This is a genomic window from Domibacillus indicus (assembly GCF_023715895.1).
Classification (GTDB): Bacteria; Bacillota; Bacilli; order Bacillales; family Domibacillaceae; genus Domibacillus; species Domibacillus indicus_A.
The window spans coordinates 107,318-122,638 of record NZ_JAMBOO010000003.1 but is presented as its reverse complement, the minus strand read 5'-3'; the positions used below and the strand labels follow the sequence as shown (position 1 = coordinate 122,638).

Below are 15,321 nucleotides of genomic sequence, written 5' to 3'. Positions count from 1 at the left end.
TGGCCAATTAAAAGGAGGAAGTAAAATGAAAACAACAGCCGTAAATGAACCGAACCAGCAGCCTGAAGCAACAACAAATATGAAAGCAGCTGTCGTAAATGAATTTAACCAGCAGCTCGAAGTAAAAGACGTACCCAAGCCCTCGCCAAAACGCGGAGAGGTGCTGGTTAAAATTGAAGCATGCGGTGTATGTCATACCGACCTCCACGCAGCCCATGGCGACTGGCCGGTCAAGCCAAAGCTGCCGCTTATTCCAGGCCATGAAGGTGTAGGGATTATCGAAGAAATTGGTGAAGGGGTCACCTCTTTAAAAACAGGAGACCGGGTCGGTATCCCCTGGCTGTTTTCCGCATGCGGCGAATGTGAGTACTGTCTGCAGGGACAAGAAACGCTTTGCCCTCATCAGGAAAATGGCGGCTATTCAGTTGATGGCGGCTATGCTGAATATTGTGTCGCACCCGCTGATTATGTAGCCAAAATTCCAGATGGCCTCGATCCAGTCGAAGTAGCTCCTATCTTGTGTGCAGGTGTAACAACGTACAAAGCCTTAAAAGTATCAGGAGCAAAGCCAGGCGACTGGGTTGCGATTTACGGAATTGGCGGCCTCGGCCATATTGCGCTTCAATATGCGAAAGCAATGGGCTTTAACGTCATTGCCGTCGATATTGCAGATGAAAAGCTAGAGCTCGCCCAAAGCTTAGGAGCGGATGAGGTAGTAAACGGTATGAACGAAGATCCTGCCGATGCCATACAGGAGAAAGTGGGCGGTGTACAGGCGGCCATCAGTGTAGCGGTGACGAAAAAAGCATTTGAGCAGGCATACCGTTCTGTTAAACGCGGAGGCACACTTGTTGTCGTCGGCCTTCCAAATGATGAATTGCCAATTCCTATTTTTAACACGGTTTTAAATGGTGTATCCGTGAAAGGCTCCATTGTCGGAACACGTCTCGATATGAAAGAAGCGCTTGAGTTTGCGGCACGCGGTAAAGTAAAAGCGCAGGTGGAAACGGCGCCGCTTGATGAGATTAACACCGTCTTCGATAAAATGACACAAGGAAAAATCAACGGCCGCATTGTGCTGACTTTGTAAGCGTCTTGGTTGACATTCAAGTTGGGAACCGTTATTTTGGAAATGTAAGCGTTTTATATAACGGTTTCCATCATTCAAAGGGGGAAGGGTATATGATTTACGCAAATCCAGGGCAGGAAGGATCAAAGGTTACATTCAAGAAAAGATACGAGAATTATATTAATGGAGAGTGGACAGCGCCGCTCAGCGGCCAATACTTTGAAAATATCACGCCTGTTACAGGTGAAGTATTTTGTGAAGTCGCCCGCTCCCAGGCTGAGGATATTGAGCTGGCTTTGGATGCCGCCCATGCCGCAAAAGATGCGTGGGGGAAAACGTCGGTGGCCGAGCGTGCCAACATTTTAAATAAAATTGCCGATCGTCTTGAAGAAAACTTGGAAATGCTGGCGGTTGCGGAAACATGGGACAACGGAAAAGCGGTTCGTGAAACATTAAATGCTGATTTACCGCTGGCCATTGACCACTTCCGTTACTTTGCCGGAGCAATCCGGGCTCAGGAAGGGTCCTTGTCACAAATCGACAACGATACCGTTGCGTATCATTTCCACGAGCCGCTTGGTGTAGTCGGGCAGATTATTCCGTGGAATTTTCCGCTCCTCATGGGTGTGTGGAAGCTTGCACCAGCTCTAGCTGCTGGAAACTGTGTAGTCTTAAAGCCAGCTGAACAGACTCCAGCGTCTATTCTTGTATTTATGGAGCTGATTGAAGATCTGCTCCCGCCTGGAGTCGTAAACATTGTCAACGGCTTTGGACTTGAAGCCGGAAAACCGCTGGCCTCGAACAAACGAATTGCTAAAATTGCTTTTACCGGCGAGACAACAACCGGACGCTTGATTATGCAGTATGCATCGCAAAACTTGATTCCAGTTACGCTCGAACTCGGCGGGAAATCACCGAATATTTTCTTTGAAGACATTATGGAAAAAGATGATGCGTTTTTAAACAAAGCGGTTGAAGGGTTTGTTATGTTTGCGCTCAATCAGGGAGAAGTGTGTACATGTCCATCCCGTGCACTTGTTCATGAAAACATTTATGACCAGTTTATGGAGCGGGTCATCAAGCGGGTGAATGAAATTAAAACAGGCAACCCGCTTGATACGGATACGATGATGGGGGCACAGGCTTCAAACGAGCAGATGGAAAAAATCCTTTCTTACCTGGATATCGGCAAGCAGGAAGGTGCTGAGTGCCTGGCGGGCGGTGAGCGAAATACGGTTGAGGGACTAGAAAACGGCTATTATATCAAACCGACTGTTTTTAAAGGCAACAATAAAATGCGCATATTCCAGGAAGAAATTTTTGGGCCTGTTGTATCGGTGACAACGTTTAAAGATGAAGCAGAGGCGCTTGAAATCGCCAATGACACGTTGTACGGACTGGGTGCCGGCGTTTGGTCCCGCCATCAAAACCGGGCATACCGGTTTGGCCGGAACATTCAAGCGGGCCGCGTTTGGACAAACTGTTACCACCAGTACCCGGCACATGCGGCGTTCGGCGGATACAAGATGTCCGGTATTGGCCGTGAAAATCATTTGATGATGCTGAATCATTACCAGCAGACGAAAAACCTGCTTGTCAGCTACTCAGAAGATGCCCTTGGATTCTTTTAAATTAAAAAGGCGCTGCCGCTTTAGCGGCGGCGTTTCTTTCGTAGGAGGAAAAACAGGATGGTTAACCGTGTTACCGCAACACCGGCTGCTCTGGCTTTAATAGATCAATTGAGGGCAAAATACGGACCGCTTATGTTTCATCAGTCTGGCGGGTGCTGCGACGGCAGCTCGCCGATGTGCTACCCGGACGGGGAATTTATAACGGGTGATGCGGATAAAAAGCTTGGTGAAATTGGCGGGGCACCCTTTTATATTAGCGAAGCCCAGTACGAATACTGGAAACATACCCAGCTTATTATCGATGTTGTAGACGGGCGGGGAGGCATGTTTTCTCTCGAAGGACCGGAAGGAAAAAGATTTCTGACAAGGTCACGCGTATTTACAGAAGAAGAGAGACGGGAACTGAATCAATAAATGAAGAAAAAGCCTCCATAGAAATGGAAGACCAATAAGCAAAGATCGAATAGAAATTTTCTCTTTTTAAATAGATAGATACGACCTTATCAGCACTATACCATCTTGTCGCAAGCCACTTGGCGGCGGGAGGGCAGCGCAGACTCCTATGGGACGAGCGGGCAGCTGAGACCGGTGGAGCCGCCAGGCGGAGTCGGGCTTAGCGCCTGCCCCATGGAAAGCGGAGCTGCCTGGACGCCGCCGATCCATTCCATTTATGTGCACGGTCATCCATATCATTTGTCCAAAGTCTGAAGCCCCCATAGAAAGGAGGCTTTTGGGGTTTTGGCTGCTGAGCCATTGACGATGTTACGTTTCATTTAAATAATAGCGGATTTTCCGTTTGGAAATACCGAGCCGCTCAGCGGTCTGTGCCCGGCTTCCGGCCGTCTCCCGGAGCGTTTTTTGGATAAACGCTTCAGCCACTCTTTTTTCCATCCCTTTCATTTCCTGTATTAGTTCATCAAGCGAAATGGGATCGTTTCCCGCATATAAATGGGCTATGTAATCAGAAAACCGGCGCCATTCCTGGTCGAATGACGGCGCGGGGACCGCAGCCATTCTTTTCAGAGAAAGCGTTTTTGTCATTTTTTGAGGCAGCATCTCTGGCGTAACAAACGGCTCCTCTGGATAAAGCGCCGCCAAACGCTGCAGAAGATTCACCAGCTCGCGCATATTGCCGGGCCAGTTATACCGCATGCATACCTCCATCGCTTCTGGTGAAAAAGAAAAAGGGAGGCGTTGTTTTTGTTTGTATGCTTCGATAAGAAGCGGAATATCTGACTGCCGTTTACGCAGCGGAGGGATCAGTAGTTTCACAACGTCGAGCCTGTACAGCAAATCTTCCCGGAAAGCGCCATCTGCCACCGCTTGCTCTAAATTCGTATGGCTCGCGGCAATGATGCGGGCATTTGTACGCTTTGGTGCCGGGTCGCCGATTTTAAAAAATTCGCCTGTTTCCAGTACGCGCAGCAGCTTTACTTGCGTCGCAAGGGAGGCCTCGGCAATTTCATCTAAAAACAGCGTTCCGCTTCCCGCCGTTTCCACGTATCCCGCCCGGTCGGAGGCGGCACCGGTAAAAGCGCCTTTTGTATGGCCAAACAACTCACTTTCAAGCAGTGACTCGGAAATGGCCCCGCAGTTCACACCGATAAAAGGTGCCTCAGCCCGGCTGCCGGATTGATGCAGAAAGCGGGCCAGCACTTCTTTGCCGGTGCCGGTTTCTCCTTCAATTAAAATGGTAATCTGTTTGGCAGCGAGTTTAAAAGCGAGGCGGTACAAATCATGCATGTCTGAACTTGTTCCTAAAAAAGCACCGGCGGCCAGTGCAGCCTGTATGTAATCTTCTTCCTCTTTTTGTGCCGTTAACTTATCAAGCAGCTCATCTAGGGCTTCAATATGTTCAAACGGTTTTTCCAAAAAATCTTCTGCACCAAGCAGGATGGCTTCTACTGCCATCCTGACAGTGCTGTAGCCCGTCATGATCACCGCTTTGCAGAGCGGAGCTCGCTTTTTCAATTCTTTTAAAAGCTCAAGGCCATTCCGGTCGGGCAGCCGTACATCTAAAAAAGCCACATCAAACTGGTCAAGGCGGGAAAGCCGGTCAAAAGCAGCGCCGCTTTCTGCATACGTCACCTCCATTCCTTTCATTTTAAAAAGCCTTGTTAAAAAGCGGCCGATTTCCTGCTCATCATCGACAACCAAAATATGACCCATGCTGTCTACCTCCCCTTTCTTCTTGGAATGGCCAGGGTAAATGTGCTGCCTTCATGCAGCCTGCTTGTCACCGTTAACGTTCCGCCGTGTGATTCGGCAATACCAAGGCTCACCGATAACCCGAGCCCGGTTCCTTGATGGGCGGATTTAGTGGTGAAAAACGGATGGAAAATATCATCCAATTTTTGGGCCGGGATGCCACAGCCATTGTCTGCCACCCGCATATAAACTGAATGCTCATCGGACTCAGTCCAGACAGACACTTGTTTCGCCGTTTCTCTTTCTAAACAGGCGTCCTTCGCGTTTAGGAGCAGATTAACGGCGATCTGGCTGAGCTGCTGAATGCTTCCATCGATAAGAGGCAGCTGTTCATCCAGCTCAACCGTTAATTCAATCCGCTGCTTTTCCATTTGCCGGCCGGTCAGGCGCAATGCTTCATACAAGGCATCATTTAAGGAGCAGGGAATAAAAGAAGCGGGTTCCTGGCGGGAAAAAGCAAGAAGGCTGCGAATAATCGACCGGCACCGCTTGCCGCATTCCTCGATGTCTGCAAGAAGCGGCTTTGTTTCATTCGTGGAAAGCCGAAGTAAAAGCTGGGTATTGCCAATAATTGCGGTTAACGGATTGTTTAATTCATGGGCTACGCCCGCAGCCATTTCGCCGATTGCCGCCAGCTGGCCGGAATGAATAATTTGCGCCTGCATCAGCTGTTTTTCTGTAATGTTTTTTAAATACACAATCACACCGTCTATTTGTCCATCGTCAAGCAGCGGATAAAGGGCACATTCAAACATCTGGCTTCCGATCGATACTTCCTCCATATGAGGTTTTACTTCCTGAACGGTTTGTTCAAAAAGCTCCGCTGCTAAAAAAGAGAAGACGCTTTTGGCTTGGGGCCAGTTCGCAGCGGCACTGTCATTTTTCGTTAAAATGGTTCCGTTCAGGTCGGTTATGACAATAGAGTCCGCTACCGCGCGAAAAGTCGATTCCCACCTGGACTTGCTGAGCAGCACCTCATGGTAAAGCCGGGCATTTTCAATACAAACGGCGATTTGTCCGGATAAATGACTGAAAAAAGCCCGGTCCTCCTGACAGAAAGCTGCCGGTTCACGTGAGGCAAGCCCGATGACGCCGGTTATCACGCCGCGGCTTCTGAGCGGAAACAGCCAGACAGAGCGAAGCGAGAGCGCTTGAAACGCTTCACATTCAAAAAAGGAATCTGCATCACTTGGGACGTAAAGAACATCCTGTCCGCTTAAAAATACTTTTGAATAAAGCGAGCCATCAGCTGGAAAAGCCGTTCCTTCCGGCAAAAAAGCGGCTTGTTCCGGGTGTACATCGGCTATTCGAAGCGAGCCATCCTCCCAGACAGCCAGACTGAGCCGGTCAATCCGGTATACTTTCTCCAGCTTTTCCTGCGTATGCTTCAGCATCGTTTGAACGGACATATCAACATTAAAGCTGCGCATCATCTCATTGATGACTTCAAGCTGGCTGTTTTTCTTTTGTAGCTCGTCAACGGTCCGCTTTAACTCTGTATAATAATTCCGTTTGGATGATTGGACGCCCGTCAGCAGCCGGATCATATCAGGCCGGTTCATGACAGGGCCCTTCTTAACAGAGCGGCCACTTCCTCCGCTGAAATATCGCGTGGATTGGTAATCATACAGGCGTCCGTCAGGGCAATTTCACTCATTTCCGCGATGGCTTTTTCTTCAAATCCCATCTCTGAAAGAGAAAGCGGAGCCCCGATATCAACGGCAAGCTTTCGAACGGACTGGATGGCCCTTTCGCCGGCGGCGATATCAGAAAGTCCGGTTACGTCTTCTCCCATTAAAACGGCCATCTCCCGAAACTTTTTCGGGCAGGCAATTAAATTAAATTCCATCACGTGGGGGAGCAGAACGGCGTTAATGTCACCATGCAAAAACGGATAGCGGCCGCCGATCGTGTGGCTCATCGCATGGGCGGCGCCGAGGATGGCATTGGAAAAAGCAAGCCCTGCCTGGAGACTGGCCATCGCCATTTTTTCTTTTGCTTCTTTGCTGTATTTTGAAGCAACGGACGGGCGCAAATACTGAGATGCAAGAAACAGGGCATTTTTCGCCTGCACATCTGTCATGGGAGTAGCCGCCATACTCACATAAGATTCAATCGCATGCGTAATCACATCAAGGCCCGTGGTTGCGGTCAGGCGCGCACTTTTGGTGGCCAGAACGTCCGGATCGATCAGGGCAATATCGGGAACGAGCGACTTCGAGACAATCGTCATTTTTTTCTGGCGTTCACTGTCCACAATGACGGAAAATTGGGAAACTTCTGATCCGGAACCCGCAGTTGTTGGTATCATCACAAGCGGGGGAAGAGGATGCAGGATGCGGTCCACTCCCTCATAATCTCGAATATGCCCTCCGTTTGTTACAAGAGCGGCTGCTGCTTTTCCCACATCAATCGGACTTCCGCCGCCTACGCACATAATGGCATCACACCCATGCTCTTTATAAACACGGGCACAGGCAGCCGCTTCGGTATCGGTTGGATTTACAGATACTTCATCAAATAAAACAGCTGCAAGTCCTGCGTTGTGACAGCTCGCTATCACAGGCTCTGCCCAGCCGGCGTCCACGACGCCGCGGTCTGTTACGACAAGAACATGACGGGCACCAAGCCGCTGGCAGCTTTCACCTGCCTGTGAAATGGATCCGCTTCCAAAAATCACTTCGGGCATCACAAATTTGTACATGCAGTTCACATCCGTTTCTTTCCTTGTTTGTTCTATTGTAACACTCCTGCGTATAATGAAGAAAAAGGAAATGAGGAAAGTGCATGTGTTTAATTGCCATTGCTCATCAGGTGAACAGGGATAAACCACTCGTTGTAGCAGCAAACCGGGATGAGTTTTGGGAGCGGCCTGCTCTGCCTTCTCACTGGTGGGAAGAAGCGCCCATATTAGCCGGCCGTGATGTAGAAAGGGGCGGGACCTGGATGGGGATTTCTAAAACCGGGCGCTTCTGCGCACTCACCAATTACCGCGACCCGGGGGAAGAAGGAGGAGAAAAGCGGTCACGCGGCCATATTGTCCGTTCGTTTCTAGAAAGCAACCTGAAAACAGAGTTGTTTTTGAATGAACTTGACCGGGAAAAAAATCGTTATCCAGGTTTTAATGTGATTGCCGGTACGGCTGAAGCAATATGGGTGTACAGCAGCCGCTCCGGAAGCCGTCCATTTCGGCTGCCGCCGGGAATTCATGCGATCAGCAATGCCTTTTTAAATACACCGTGGCCAAAAACCGTAAGAATCAAGAAAAAAATGGCCCAATCAATGGACAGTAAAGAGAAGCTGTTTTCGATGCTGCAGGATGGAAGGGCAGCAGCAGACGAAGACCTTCCCAATACCGGCGTATCTCTCGAATGGGAACGGCTGCTGTCTTCTATTTTTATTGAAAGTGCCCACTACGGCACACGCTGCTCCACCGTTCTTGAAGTAAACAGCCGTAAGCGAGCCGTTTGGACAGAACGGACCTTTACACCGGGCAAGCCATTTGAAGAACGGACCTTTACATTTGATTTTTACTAATAACAAAATGTGCAAAATTCAAATAGAAAGGATAAAAAGAATGTCTCTTAAAAGAAACCATGATCCGAGGATGAATGCCCAGCTTATTGACTCCTATTTTAAAGGCTGTGTCCCGCTGTCAGAAGCTGTCCGGGAAACAGATACGCTTTTTTTCGCTTCAGCGGCAGGGTGGAAGCCAGTTGAAGAAAGAAGATCGCTGTTCGACCGGCTCAAACGGTTATGGACCAGAGGTGAAGAGCCGCTGAAACTTCATCACACGCTTGTTGATGAGACAGGAGCCTATCCGGACTGGAAACCGGTATTAGACCGGGAATACGGAGTACTTGAAGAACGGGCCGCCCATACCGTTTACGTAAAACCGGGAGAGGATATTCAAGCAGCTCTGGGCGGAGGGGGCAAAACCGTTAAACTCTCAGAAGGCACGTACATTGTGGATGAACTGCATGTGCCGTCTAATACCATCGTCAAGGGGGCTGGAGCAGGCAAAACGATTTTAAAGCTGCGGGATACGGCGCCAAAAAGAAGCTTTGTGATCACAAATGAAAATCATGTAAAAGGCAATCATCACATATTAATAGAAGGCATGACGCTCGATTGGTCGCTTGAACGGCTGCATCCGGATGAAAAATCAGCAAGCGGCAATAACCGCTCAAGCTGCGTAACTTTTGCGAATGTGGCCTATGGCTGGATACGAAACTGTGACGCCATCAATCCCGGCCTTCACTGCTATGATGTGTCTTCAACGTTATATGATTATTCAGGGGACGGACACCGTGCCCGGGGCGGCAGCCGTTTTGTCTGGATTGACGGGTGTACGGGTTCTGGCTTTGGGGATGACGGTATTACAACTCACCATAGTGACTATATTTTAATCTCTAATTGCTTTATGTGTGACCCGTCCGGACGAAGTCATAAAAAAGGTGTTTCCAATTCGAATGGCTTTGAAGTCGATGACGGCTCACGCACCGTCTGGCTTATTAATAATGTGTCGGCCCGCTGCTTCGGCGGCGTTGAAATTAAAGCCCATGCAACAAGTTCAGCAGCAGCGAATGTTCATATTATCGGCCACCTGTCTGAGAATGATAACCGGTCATTTAATTTCCGGCATATCGGCCATCATACAGCAGAAGACCCGGATTCTAAAACAGCCCGCTTTATCACTGCCACACGTATCGTTTCCATTCGGCCTGTTTACACAGAGCTGTATACTGTATCAAAGCCGCGTGTTTTGACTGTGTCCGCTTACCGGCATGTTGTCGTAAACGGACTGCGTGCAGTCGGTGATCCGGCTTATGATTATCAAAATCTGCCTGTCGCGGGTATTCAATATAAAGCAAAATATGTGCATATTCGGGACATAGAGATGCGTGACTTTGCGACGGCCGGGGCTGCGCTGAAAGTATTTGGCGGCGACAACAGAGCGGATTATGTAACGATAGAGAATGCCCGCTTTGCGAATTGCGGAGCATGCCCGCTCTCGATTGCAGTGGATATGAAAAGTGCTTCTCCGAAAAACACGACAACCGCTTGAAACAAGCGGTTGTTTTCTATAATATAAGAATAGTATGAAAATATTGTTTTATTAAAAAAACAATTCCGTTTAATTTTCCAAAAGAGAGGGTTGTATTCCACTCGAAAGACCGATATAATGTCTACTATACAAAAACAAATGTACATCAGAAAAATACATAGTTGAGGTGACGTTTAGGATGAAGGAGAATGTAAAGGTAGGATTACTCGGTCTCGGGACAGTCGGAACAGGTGTTGTCAAGATGATTCAGGATCATCAGGAGCAGCTTGCTCACCGCGTTGGCTGCTCGGTTGAAGTAACAAAAGTATTGGTTAAAAACGTAGATAAAAAACGTGAAGTAGAATTGCCAAAAGAGTCCCTCACACTTGATCCATATGAAGTGATTAACGATCCGAACGTAGATGTGATCGTGGAAGTAATGGGCGGCGTAGATGAAACGAGAAAATTGCTGCTTGATGCATTTCATCAGAAAAAACACGTGGTCACTGCCAACAAAGACCTTGTCGCGCTGTACGGATCAGAGCTGATGAAAGCAGCGGCTGAAAACGGCTGTGACTTTTACTACGAAGCAAGCGTAGCCGGCGGTATTCCAATTATCCGCGGCCTTGCAGACGGACTTGCTTCTGATAAAATTAGAACGATGATGGGAATCGTGAACGGTACAACGAACTTTATCCTGACGAAAATGAACAAAGAAGGCATGTCTTATGAAGCCGCACTTCAAGAAGCACAGGATCTTGGCTTTGCAGAAGCAGATCCGACTTCTGACGTAGAAGGGCTTGATGCCGCACGTAAAATGGCGATTCTAGCGCGCCTTGCTTTCTCAATGGATATTGAACTTGAAGATGTAGATGTGAGCGGCATCTCAAAAGTATCAGACAGCGATTTAAAGCACGGCCAGACACTAGGCTATACAATGAAACTAATTGGATATGCAGATCAGCAAAACGGCGGAGCTGAAGTGAGCGTGCAGCCAACGTTCCTATCAAACAATCATCCGCTTGCATCGGTAAATGATGAGTATAATGCCGTTTACGTATACGGAGATGCAGTCGGTGAAACAATGTTCTACGGGCCAGGGGCCGGCGGACTTCCAACAGCAACATCAATCGTAAGTGACCTGGTTGCCGTTATTACCAACATGAGACTTGGTGTAAACGGAAAAAGCATTACGGTGCCGCAATTTGAAAAGCAGCTGAAATCATCAGAAGAAAAGTTTGCAAAATACTTTGTACGTCTTCATGTACAGGATGAAGTGGGCGCGTTTTCTGAGCTTACAAAGCTGTTTTCAGCCAACGGCATCAGCTTCGAGAAAATTCTTCAGCTGCCGCTTGAAGAAGAGGGTGTAGCTGAAATTGTGATTGTGACACATAAAGCATCAGATGAAAGCTATCAAAAAATGCAGGAACAAATTAAAGATTTGGCGGTTGTTCGTTCAATTGAAAGTTTCTACCGCGTTGAAGGAGAAGGAGCATAATCATGGCAAAATGGGAAGGTTTATTACACCAGTACAAAGAATTCTTACCGGTTACCGAAAATACACCGGCACTTTCATTAATGGAAGGAAACACACCGCTTATTCCACTTGTGAACATTTCTAAAAAATTAGGTGTGAACATTCATGTTAAAGTAGAAGGTGCCAACCCGACCGGCTCCTTTAAAGACCGCGGTATGGTTATGGCTGTAGCCAAAGCAAAAGAAGAAGGAAGCAACACGGTCATCTGCGCGTCAACAGGGAATACATCAGCGGCAGCAGCTGCTTATGCATCCCGCGCCGGAATGAAAACAATCGTAGTTATTCCGGATGGCAAAATTGCGCTTGGTAAATTAGCGCAGGCGATGATGTACGGAGCAGAAATTGTTGCGATTGAAGGAAACTTCGATGAAGCACTGGCGATGGTCCGCAGTATCAGTGAAAAATCACCGATTACGCTTGTAAACTCAGTAAACCCGTACCGGATCGAAGGACAAAAAACAGCGGCGTTTGAAGTATGCGACCAGCTTGGACAAGCACCGGACGTTTTAGCGATTCCAGTTGGAAATGCCGGCAATATTACGGCATACTGGAAAGGCTTTAAAGAATACAATGAAAAATTCGGCACAGGTCTTCCACGCATGCACGGATTTGAAGCTGAAGGAGCGGCAGCGATCGTTCAGGGTGCACCAATTGCACAGCCGGAAACAGTCGCAACGGCAATCCGTATCGGTAACCCGGCCAGCTGGAAATTTGCAGAAGCAGCGCGGGATGAGTCTGGCGGTAAAATCGATTTTGTAACAGATGCAGAAATTCTAGAAGCGTATGAAATGATGACACGCGAAGAAGGAATCTTTGCTGAGCCGGCTTCAAATGCTTCTATCGCCGGTATCATCAAACACGTAAAATCAGGTGAAATCGAGCAGGGAGCAAACATTGTCGCTGTACTGACTGGAAACGGCTTGAAAGATCCGCAAACAGCGATTTCTCAAATCGAGAAAAAACCAACAGTTCTGCCAAACAATGAAGAAGCGGTGTTCAACTTTATCCGTGGAGTGGTCGAAGCATGATGTTTTCCGGCTCTTTGAAAGTGCCGGCATCAACGGCCAATTTAGGGCCTGGATTTGACTCGATCGGCCTGGCTTTTAACCTTTATTTAACGGTGGACGTCAAGCAGGCGGAAGAGTGGGCATTCTCCCACGAATCCGATCTGCTTGCCGGTCTTCCGGAAGATGACCGCCATTTAATTGCGGTCGTAGCGAAGAAAACAGCCGCCCTGCGCGGCGTCGAGATGACACCGGTAGAAGCTGTGCTGAAAAGTGAAATTCCGCTTGCACGCGGGCTTGGAAGCAGTGCGGCAGCGATTGCGGCAGGTATTGAAATTGCAGACCGTTTTGCAAACCTGGGGTTATCAGATGAAGAAAAATTAAACATTGGCGATCAATTTGAAGGGCATCCTGATAATATTGGTGCGTCTTTGTTTGGCGGAATGGTATGCGGGGTGTCTCTTGGCGAGCATGCCGAACTATTAACACTTCCTGCACCAGATGTAGATCTGGTTGCACTTGTGCCGCCGTATGAGCTGAAAACCGAGGATGCACGTAATGCGCTGCCGGATTCGTTCAGCCGTAAAGATGCGGTTTTAGCGAGCGCGGTTTCAAACATGCTTGTCGCGGCTTTTATGCAGCACGATTACGAAACAGCCGGACGCATGATGGAGCGTGATGTTTTTCATGAGCCGTACCGTGCTGCACTCATTAAAGAATTTCACCCGGCACGTACATTGGCGAAATCATTAGGTGCTTACGCAACGGTGATCAGCGGTGCAGGCCCAACCGTGCTGACACTTGCCCCGCGCGGCAAAGGTGAAAGCATTGCGGCGGCATTCCGGGAGCAGTTTTCAGACTGTGATGTTTTACAGTTAAATGTAGAAGCAAATGGCCCAGTGTGGCAGTAAAAAACCGGCGGAGTGTTCCGCCGGTTTTTTGCATGAAAAAGGGCAGACAAAGAAGTTGACATTTTCATAAAACACTTTATAATTGAAATTGAGATTCATTCTCATTAACCCCCTCTTATGAGTATGAATTAAACATCCGACTTGTGACGGCTTTCGAGCCGTCTTTTTTTCTTGCAAAAAACGCCCATTTCTACTACCGTAGAAAAAGATGAAAGGAGCGACGAGCATGAAAATGAGAGTATCGGCCGTGCAGTATCACCTGCACACCATTGATTCATTTGATGAGTTTGCAAAACAATGCGAACACTACATAAAAACAGCGATGGAATTTGAAGCAGAATTTATCCTGTTTCCGGAGTTCTTTACAACACAGCTTTTGTCCATCGGCGATGAGAAAACGGGTGAAGCGCTTAAAATTACCGATCTGCCGCTGTTTACAGAAAGGTATGAGCGGCTGTTTTCAGGTTTTGCCAAAGAATATGACGTCCATATTATCGGCGGCACGCACGTAACAGAATGGAAAGGCGGCATTCAAAATACGGCGTATTTGTTTTATCCGGACGGTTCGTATCAAATGCAGTCGAAATTGCATATTACACCGGCCGAAGTAGAAGGCTGGAATATGCAGCAGGGTGAAACGTTCCGTATTTTCGAAACGGAAAAAGGAACGATTGCCATCCTGACCTGCTATGATATTGAATTTCCTGAAGTGGTCCGCATGGCAAAAGCGAAGGGTGCAGATGTGGTTTTTTGCCCGTCTTGTACAGATGACATGCACGGTTTTCACCGTGTCCGCTATACGAGCCACGCCCGGGCGGTTGAAAACCAAATTTATGTGGTTGGCGCCGGCACGGTCGGCTCACTGCCAACGGTTGACTTAATGCGGTCGAATGTCGGGCAGGCGGTCGTGATTTCACCGAACGACATTCCATTCCCGCCGGGCGGCATTGTCGCAGAAGGGATTATGAATGATGATATGATTATTACAGCTGATCTGGATTTAGCGCTTTTGTACGAAGTACGCAAAAGAGGGTCCGTTACTACATGGCGTGACCGGCGGACAGACTTATATCCAGATTGGTGGGATCAGGATTGACCTATTACCAGGAATATTTTGCATTTCAGGATAAAAAGCCGATAAAAGCCATTCTCCGTAATTATACGAAGCAGGACTTTAACGGACTGCTTAATGTGCAAAGAGCGGCTTTTCCGCCGCCATTCCCGCCGGAGCTATGGTGGAATACCGAGCAATTGCAAAATCATGTTGACCTGTTTCCGGAAGGAGCACTTTGTGTCGAGATCGAAGGAGAGATAGCCGGTTCGATGACCGCATTGATCATTCAATACGAGCCCGGCGATACACATTCATGGGAAAAGGTAACGGACAATGGATATATCCGTAATCATAATCCAGACGGCAATACGCTGTATGTTGTCGATATTTGCGTCAAGCCGGCTTTTCGAAAGCTGGGCCTCGCGAAAAAAATGGTCGAGGCCATGTACCAAACCGTTGTTCACTTAAATCTTGAACGGCTGCTTGGCGGCGGACGGATGCCCGGCTATCATCTTTATGCAGATACGCTCACACCGGAGCAGTATCTCCAAAAAGTCGTCTCCGGAGAGATTTATGACACAGTCGTTACGTTTTTGATGCGTGCCGGCCGCGTGCCTATCGGCGTTCTGCACAATTACCTGGATGATGAGGAATCCAAAAACTGTGCAGCTCTTATGGAATGGAAAAATCCTTTCCGAAAGGGTTGATATTTTAAATTGATTGTATTATGATAATAATCAGTCAAATAACAAAGCGTTGAAGAAGAAGAGTAGCGCTGTGAAATGCTAAAGAGAGCCGGCGGTTGGTGCAAGCCGGTGCGGGAAACAGTGTGAATGGGCTTCTGAGCTCCGGACCGAACA

General features: G+C 48.2%; 14 protein-coding genes and 1 other annotated feature (1 of these 15 running past the window's edge). Of the genes, 11 read left to right on the top strand and 3 right to left on the bottom strand.

Annotated elements, in window-relative coordinates; translation table 11 throughout:
- Positions 1–79 precede the first annotated feature (79 nt).
- The 4 genes from adhP to M3221_RS06870 all read left to right on the top strand — a co-directional run bounded on the left by adhP (position 80) and on the right by M3221_RS06870 (position 3,408).
- Positions 80–1,090: an alcohol dehydrogenase AdhP gene (adhP, locus tag M3221_RS06885; RefSeq protein WP_251271114.1), complete on the top strand. Its 1,011-nt coding sequence runs from the start codon at positions 80–82 to the stop codon at positions 1,088–1,090.
- 92 nt (positions 1,091–1,182) lie between these two features.
- On the top strand, positions 1,183–2,700 hold the full coding sequence (gene adh / locus M3221_RS06880; protein WP_251270775.1) for an aldehyde dehydrogenase: 1,518 nt from the start codon (positions 1,183–1,185) through the stop codon (positions 2,698–2,700).
- 57 nt (positions 2,701–2,757) lie between these two features.
- Positions 2,758–3,114, top strand: coding sequence for a DUF779 domain-containing protein (locus M3221_RS06875; protein WP_251270774.1), 357 nt, complete (start codon positions 2,758–2,760; stop codon positions 3,112–3,114).
- Between the two features lie 105 nt (positions 3,115–3,219).
- A complete protein-coding gene (locus M3221_RS06870; RefSeq protein WP_251270773.1) occupies positions 3,220–3,408 on the top strand; it encodes a hypothetical protein in 189 nt (62 codons plus the stop codon).
- Between the two features lie 54 nt (positions 3,409–3,462).
- Here the strand turns inward: M3221_RS06870 and M3221_RS06865 are convergent, their stop codons facing one another.
- Genes M3221_RS06865 through M3221_RS06855 form a run of 3 tightly spaced genes read right to left on the bottom strand, consistent with a single transcriptional unit; the run spans position 3,463 to position 7,612 of the window.
- A complete protein-coding gene (locus M3221_RS06865) occupies positions 3,463–4,869 on the bottom strand; it encodes a sigma-54-dependent transcriptional regulator (RefSeq protein ID WP_251270772.1) in 1,407 nt (468 codons plus the stop codon).
- A gap of 5 nt (positions 4,870–4,874) precedes the next feature.
- Positions 4,875–6,470: a GAF domain-containing sensor histidine kinase gene (locus tag M3221_RS06860; RefSeq protein ID WP_251270771.1), complete on the bottom strand. Its 1,596-nt coding sequence runs from the start codon at positions 6,468–6,470 to the stop codon at positions 4,875–4,877.
- Positions 6,467–7,612 (bottom strand): iron-containing alcohol dehydrogenase, encoded by a 1,146-nt coding sequence (locus M3221_RS06855; protein WP_285879427.1) that lies wholly within the window; start codon positions 7,610–7,612, stop codon positions 6,467–6,469. Before M3221_RS06855 ends, M3221_RS06860 begins: the two co-directional genes overlap by 4 nt.
- A gap of 83 nt (positions 7,613–7,695) precedes the next feature.
- Here M3221_RS06855 and M3221_RS06850 point away from each other — a divergent pair, with 83 nt between their 5' ends.
- From M3221_RS06850 to M3221_RS06820, 7 genes are all read left to right on the top strand, one after another.
- The gene (locus M3221_RS06850; RefSeq protein WP_251270769.1) at positions 7,696–8,445 is read left to right on the top strand and encodes an NRDE family protein; all 750 of its coding nucleotides are present in this window, start codon (positions 7,696–7,698) and stop codon (positions 8,443–8,445) included.
- Between the two features lie 40 nt (positions 8,446–8,485).
- Positions 8,486–9,976 carry a glycosyl hydrolase family 28-related protein gene (locus tag M3221_RS06845; RefSeq protein WP_251270768.1) on the top strand — a complete coding sequence of 497 codons (1,491 nt, stop codon included), beginning with the start codon at positions 8,486–8,488 and terminating at the stop codon, positions 9,974–9,976.
- A gap of 178 nt (positions 9,977–10,154) precedes the next feature.
- Positions 10,155–11,453: a homoserine dehydrogenase gene (locus tag M3221_RS06840; RefSeq protein WP_251270767.1), complete on the top strand. Its 1,299-nt coding sequence runs from the start codon at positions 10,155–10,157 to the stop codon at positions 11,451–11,453.
- Between the two features lie 2 nt (positions 11,454–11,455).
- Positions 11,456–12,520 carry a threonine synthase gene (gene thrC, locus M3221_RS06835; RefSeq protein ID WP_251270766.1) on the top strand — a complete coding sequence of 355 codons (1,065 nt, stop codon included), beginning with the start codon at positions 11,456–11,458 and terminating at the stop codon, positions 12,518–12,520.
- Positions 12,517–13,407 (top strand): homoserine kinase, encoded by an 891-nt coding sequence (gene thrB, locus M3221_RS06830; protein ID WP_251270765.1) that lies wholly within the window; start codon positions 12,517–12,519, stop codon positions 13,405–13,407. The genes thrC and thrB overlap by 4 nt, the downstream gene beginning before the upstream one ends.
- A 226-nt stretch (positions 13,408–13,633) precedes the next feature.
- The gene (locus M3221_RS06825) at positions 13,634–14,503 is read left to right on the top strand and encodes a carbon-nitrogen hydrolase family protein (protein ID WP_251270764.1); all 870 of its coding nucleotides are present in this window, start codon (positions 13,634–13,636) and stop codon (positions 14,501–14,503) included.
- A complete protein-coding gene (locus M3221_RS06820; protein ID WP_251270763.1) occupies positions 14,500–15,168 on the top strand; it encodes a GNAT family N-acetyltransferase in 669 nt (222 codons plus the stop codon). The genes M3221_RS06825 and M3221_RS06820 overlap by 4 nt, the downstream gene beginning before the upstream one ends.
- Positions 15,169–15,208: 40 nt before the next feature.
- Positions 15,209–15,321, top strand: a binding site (T-box leader) (it continues 121 nt past the right edge of the window).

Bases quoted from the DNA above. Each gene is read 5' to 3' on its own strand.
- adhP (WP_251271114.1), top strand. From the start codon at position 80: ATGAAAGCAGCTGTCGTAAATGAATTTAACCAGCAGCTCGAAGTAAAA.
- adh (WP_251270775.1), top strand. From the start codon at position 1,183: ATGATTTACGCAAATCCAGGGCAGGAAGGATCAAAGGTTACATTCAAG.
- M3221_RS06875 (WP_251270774.1), top strand. From the start codon at position 2,758: ATGGTTAACCGTGTTACCGCAACACCGGCTGCTCTGGCTTTAATAGAT.
- M3221_RS06865 (WP_251270772.1), bottom strand. From the start codon at position 4,869: ATGGGTCATATTTTGGTTGTCGATGATGAGCAGGAAATCGGCCGCTTT.
- M3221_RS06860 (WP_251270771.1), bottom strand. From the start codon at position 6,470: ATGAACCGGCCTGATATGATCCGGCTGCTGACGGGCGTCCAATCATCC.
- M3221_RS06855 (WP_285879427.1), bottom strand. From the start codon at position 7,612: ATGTACAAATTTGTGATGCCCGAAGTGATTTTTGGAAGCGGATCCATT.
- M3221_RS06850 (WP_251270769.1), top strand. From the start codon at position 7,696: ATGTGTTTAATTGCCATTGCTCATCAGGTGAACAGGGATAAACCACTC.
- M3221_RS06845 (WP_251270768.1), top strand. From the start codon at position 8,486: ATGTCTCTTAAAAGAAACCATGATCCGAGGATGAATGCCCAGCTTATT.
- M3221_RS06840 (WP_251270767.1), top strand. From the start codon at position 10,155: ATGAAGGAGAATGTAAAGGTAGGATTACTCGGTCTCGGGACAGTCGGA.
- thrC (WP_251270766.1), top strand. From the start codon at position 11,456: ATGGCAAAATGGGAAGGTTTATTACACCAGTACAAAGAATTCTTACCG.
- thrB (WP_251270765.1), top strand. From the start codon at position 12,517: ATGATGTTTTCCGGCTCTTTGAAAGTGCCGGCATCAACGGCCAATTTA.
- M3221_RS06825 (WP_251270764.1), top strand. From the start codon at position 13,634: ATGAAAATGAGAGTATCGGCCGTGCAGTATCACCTGCACACCATTGAT.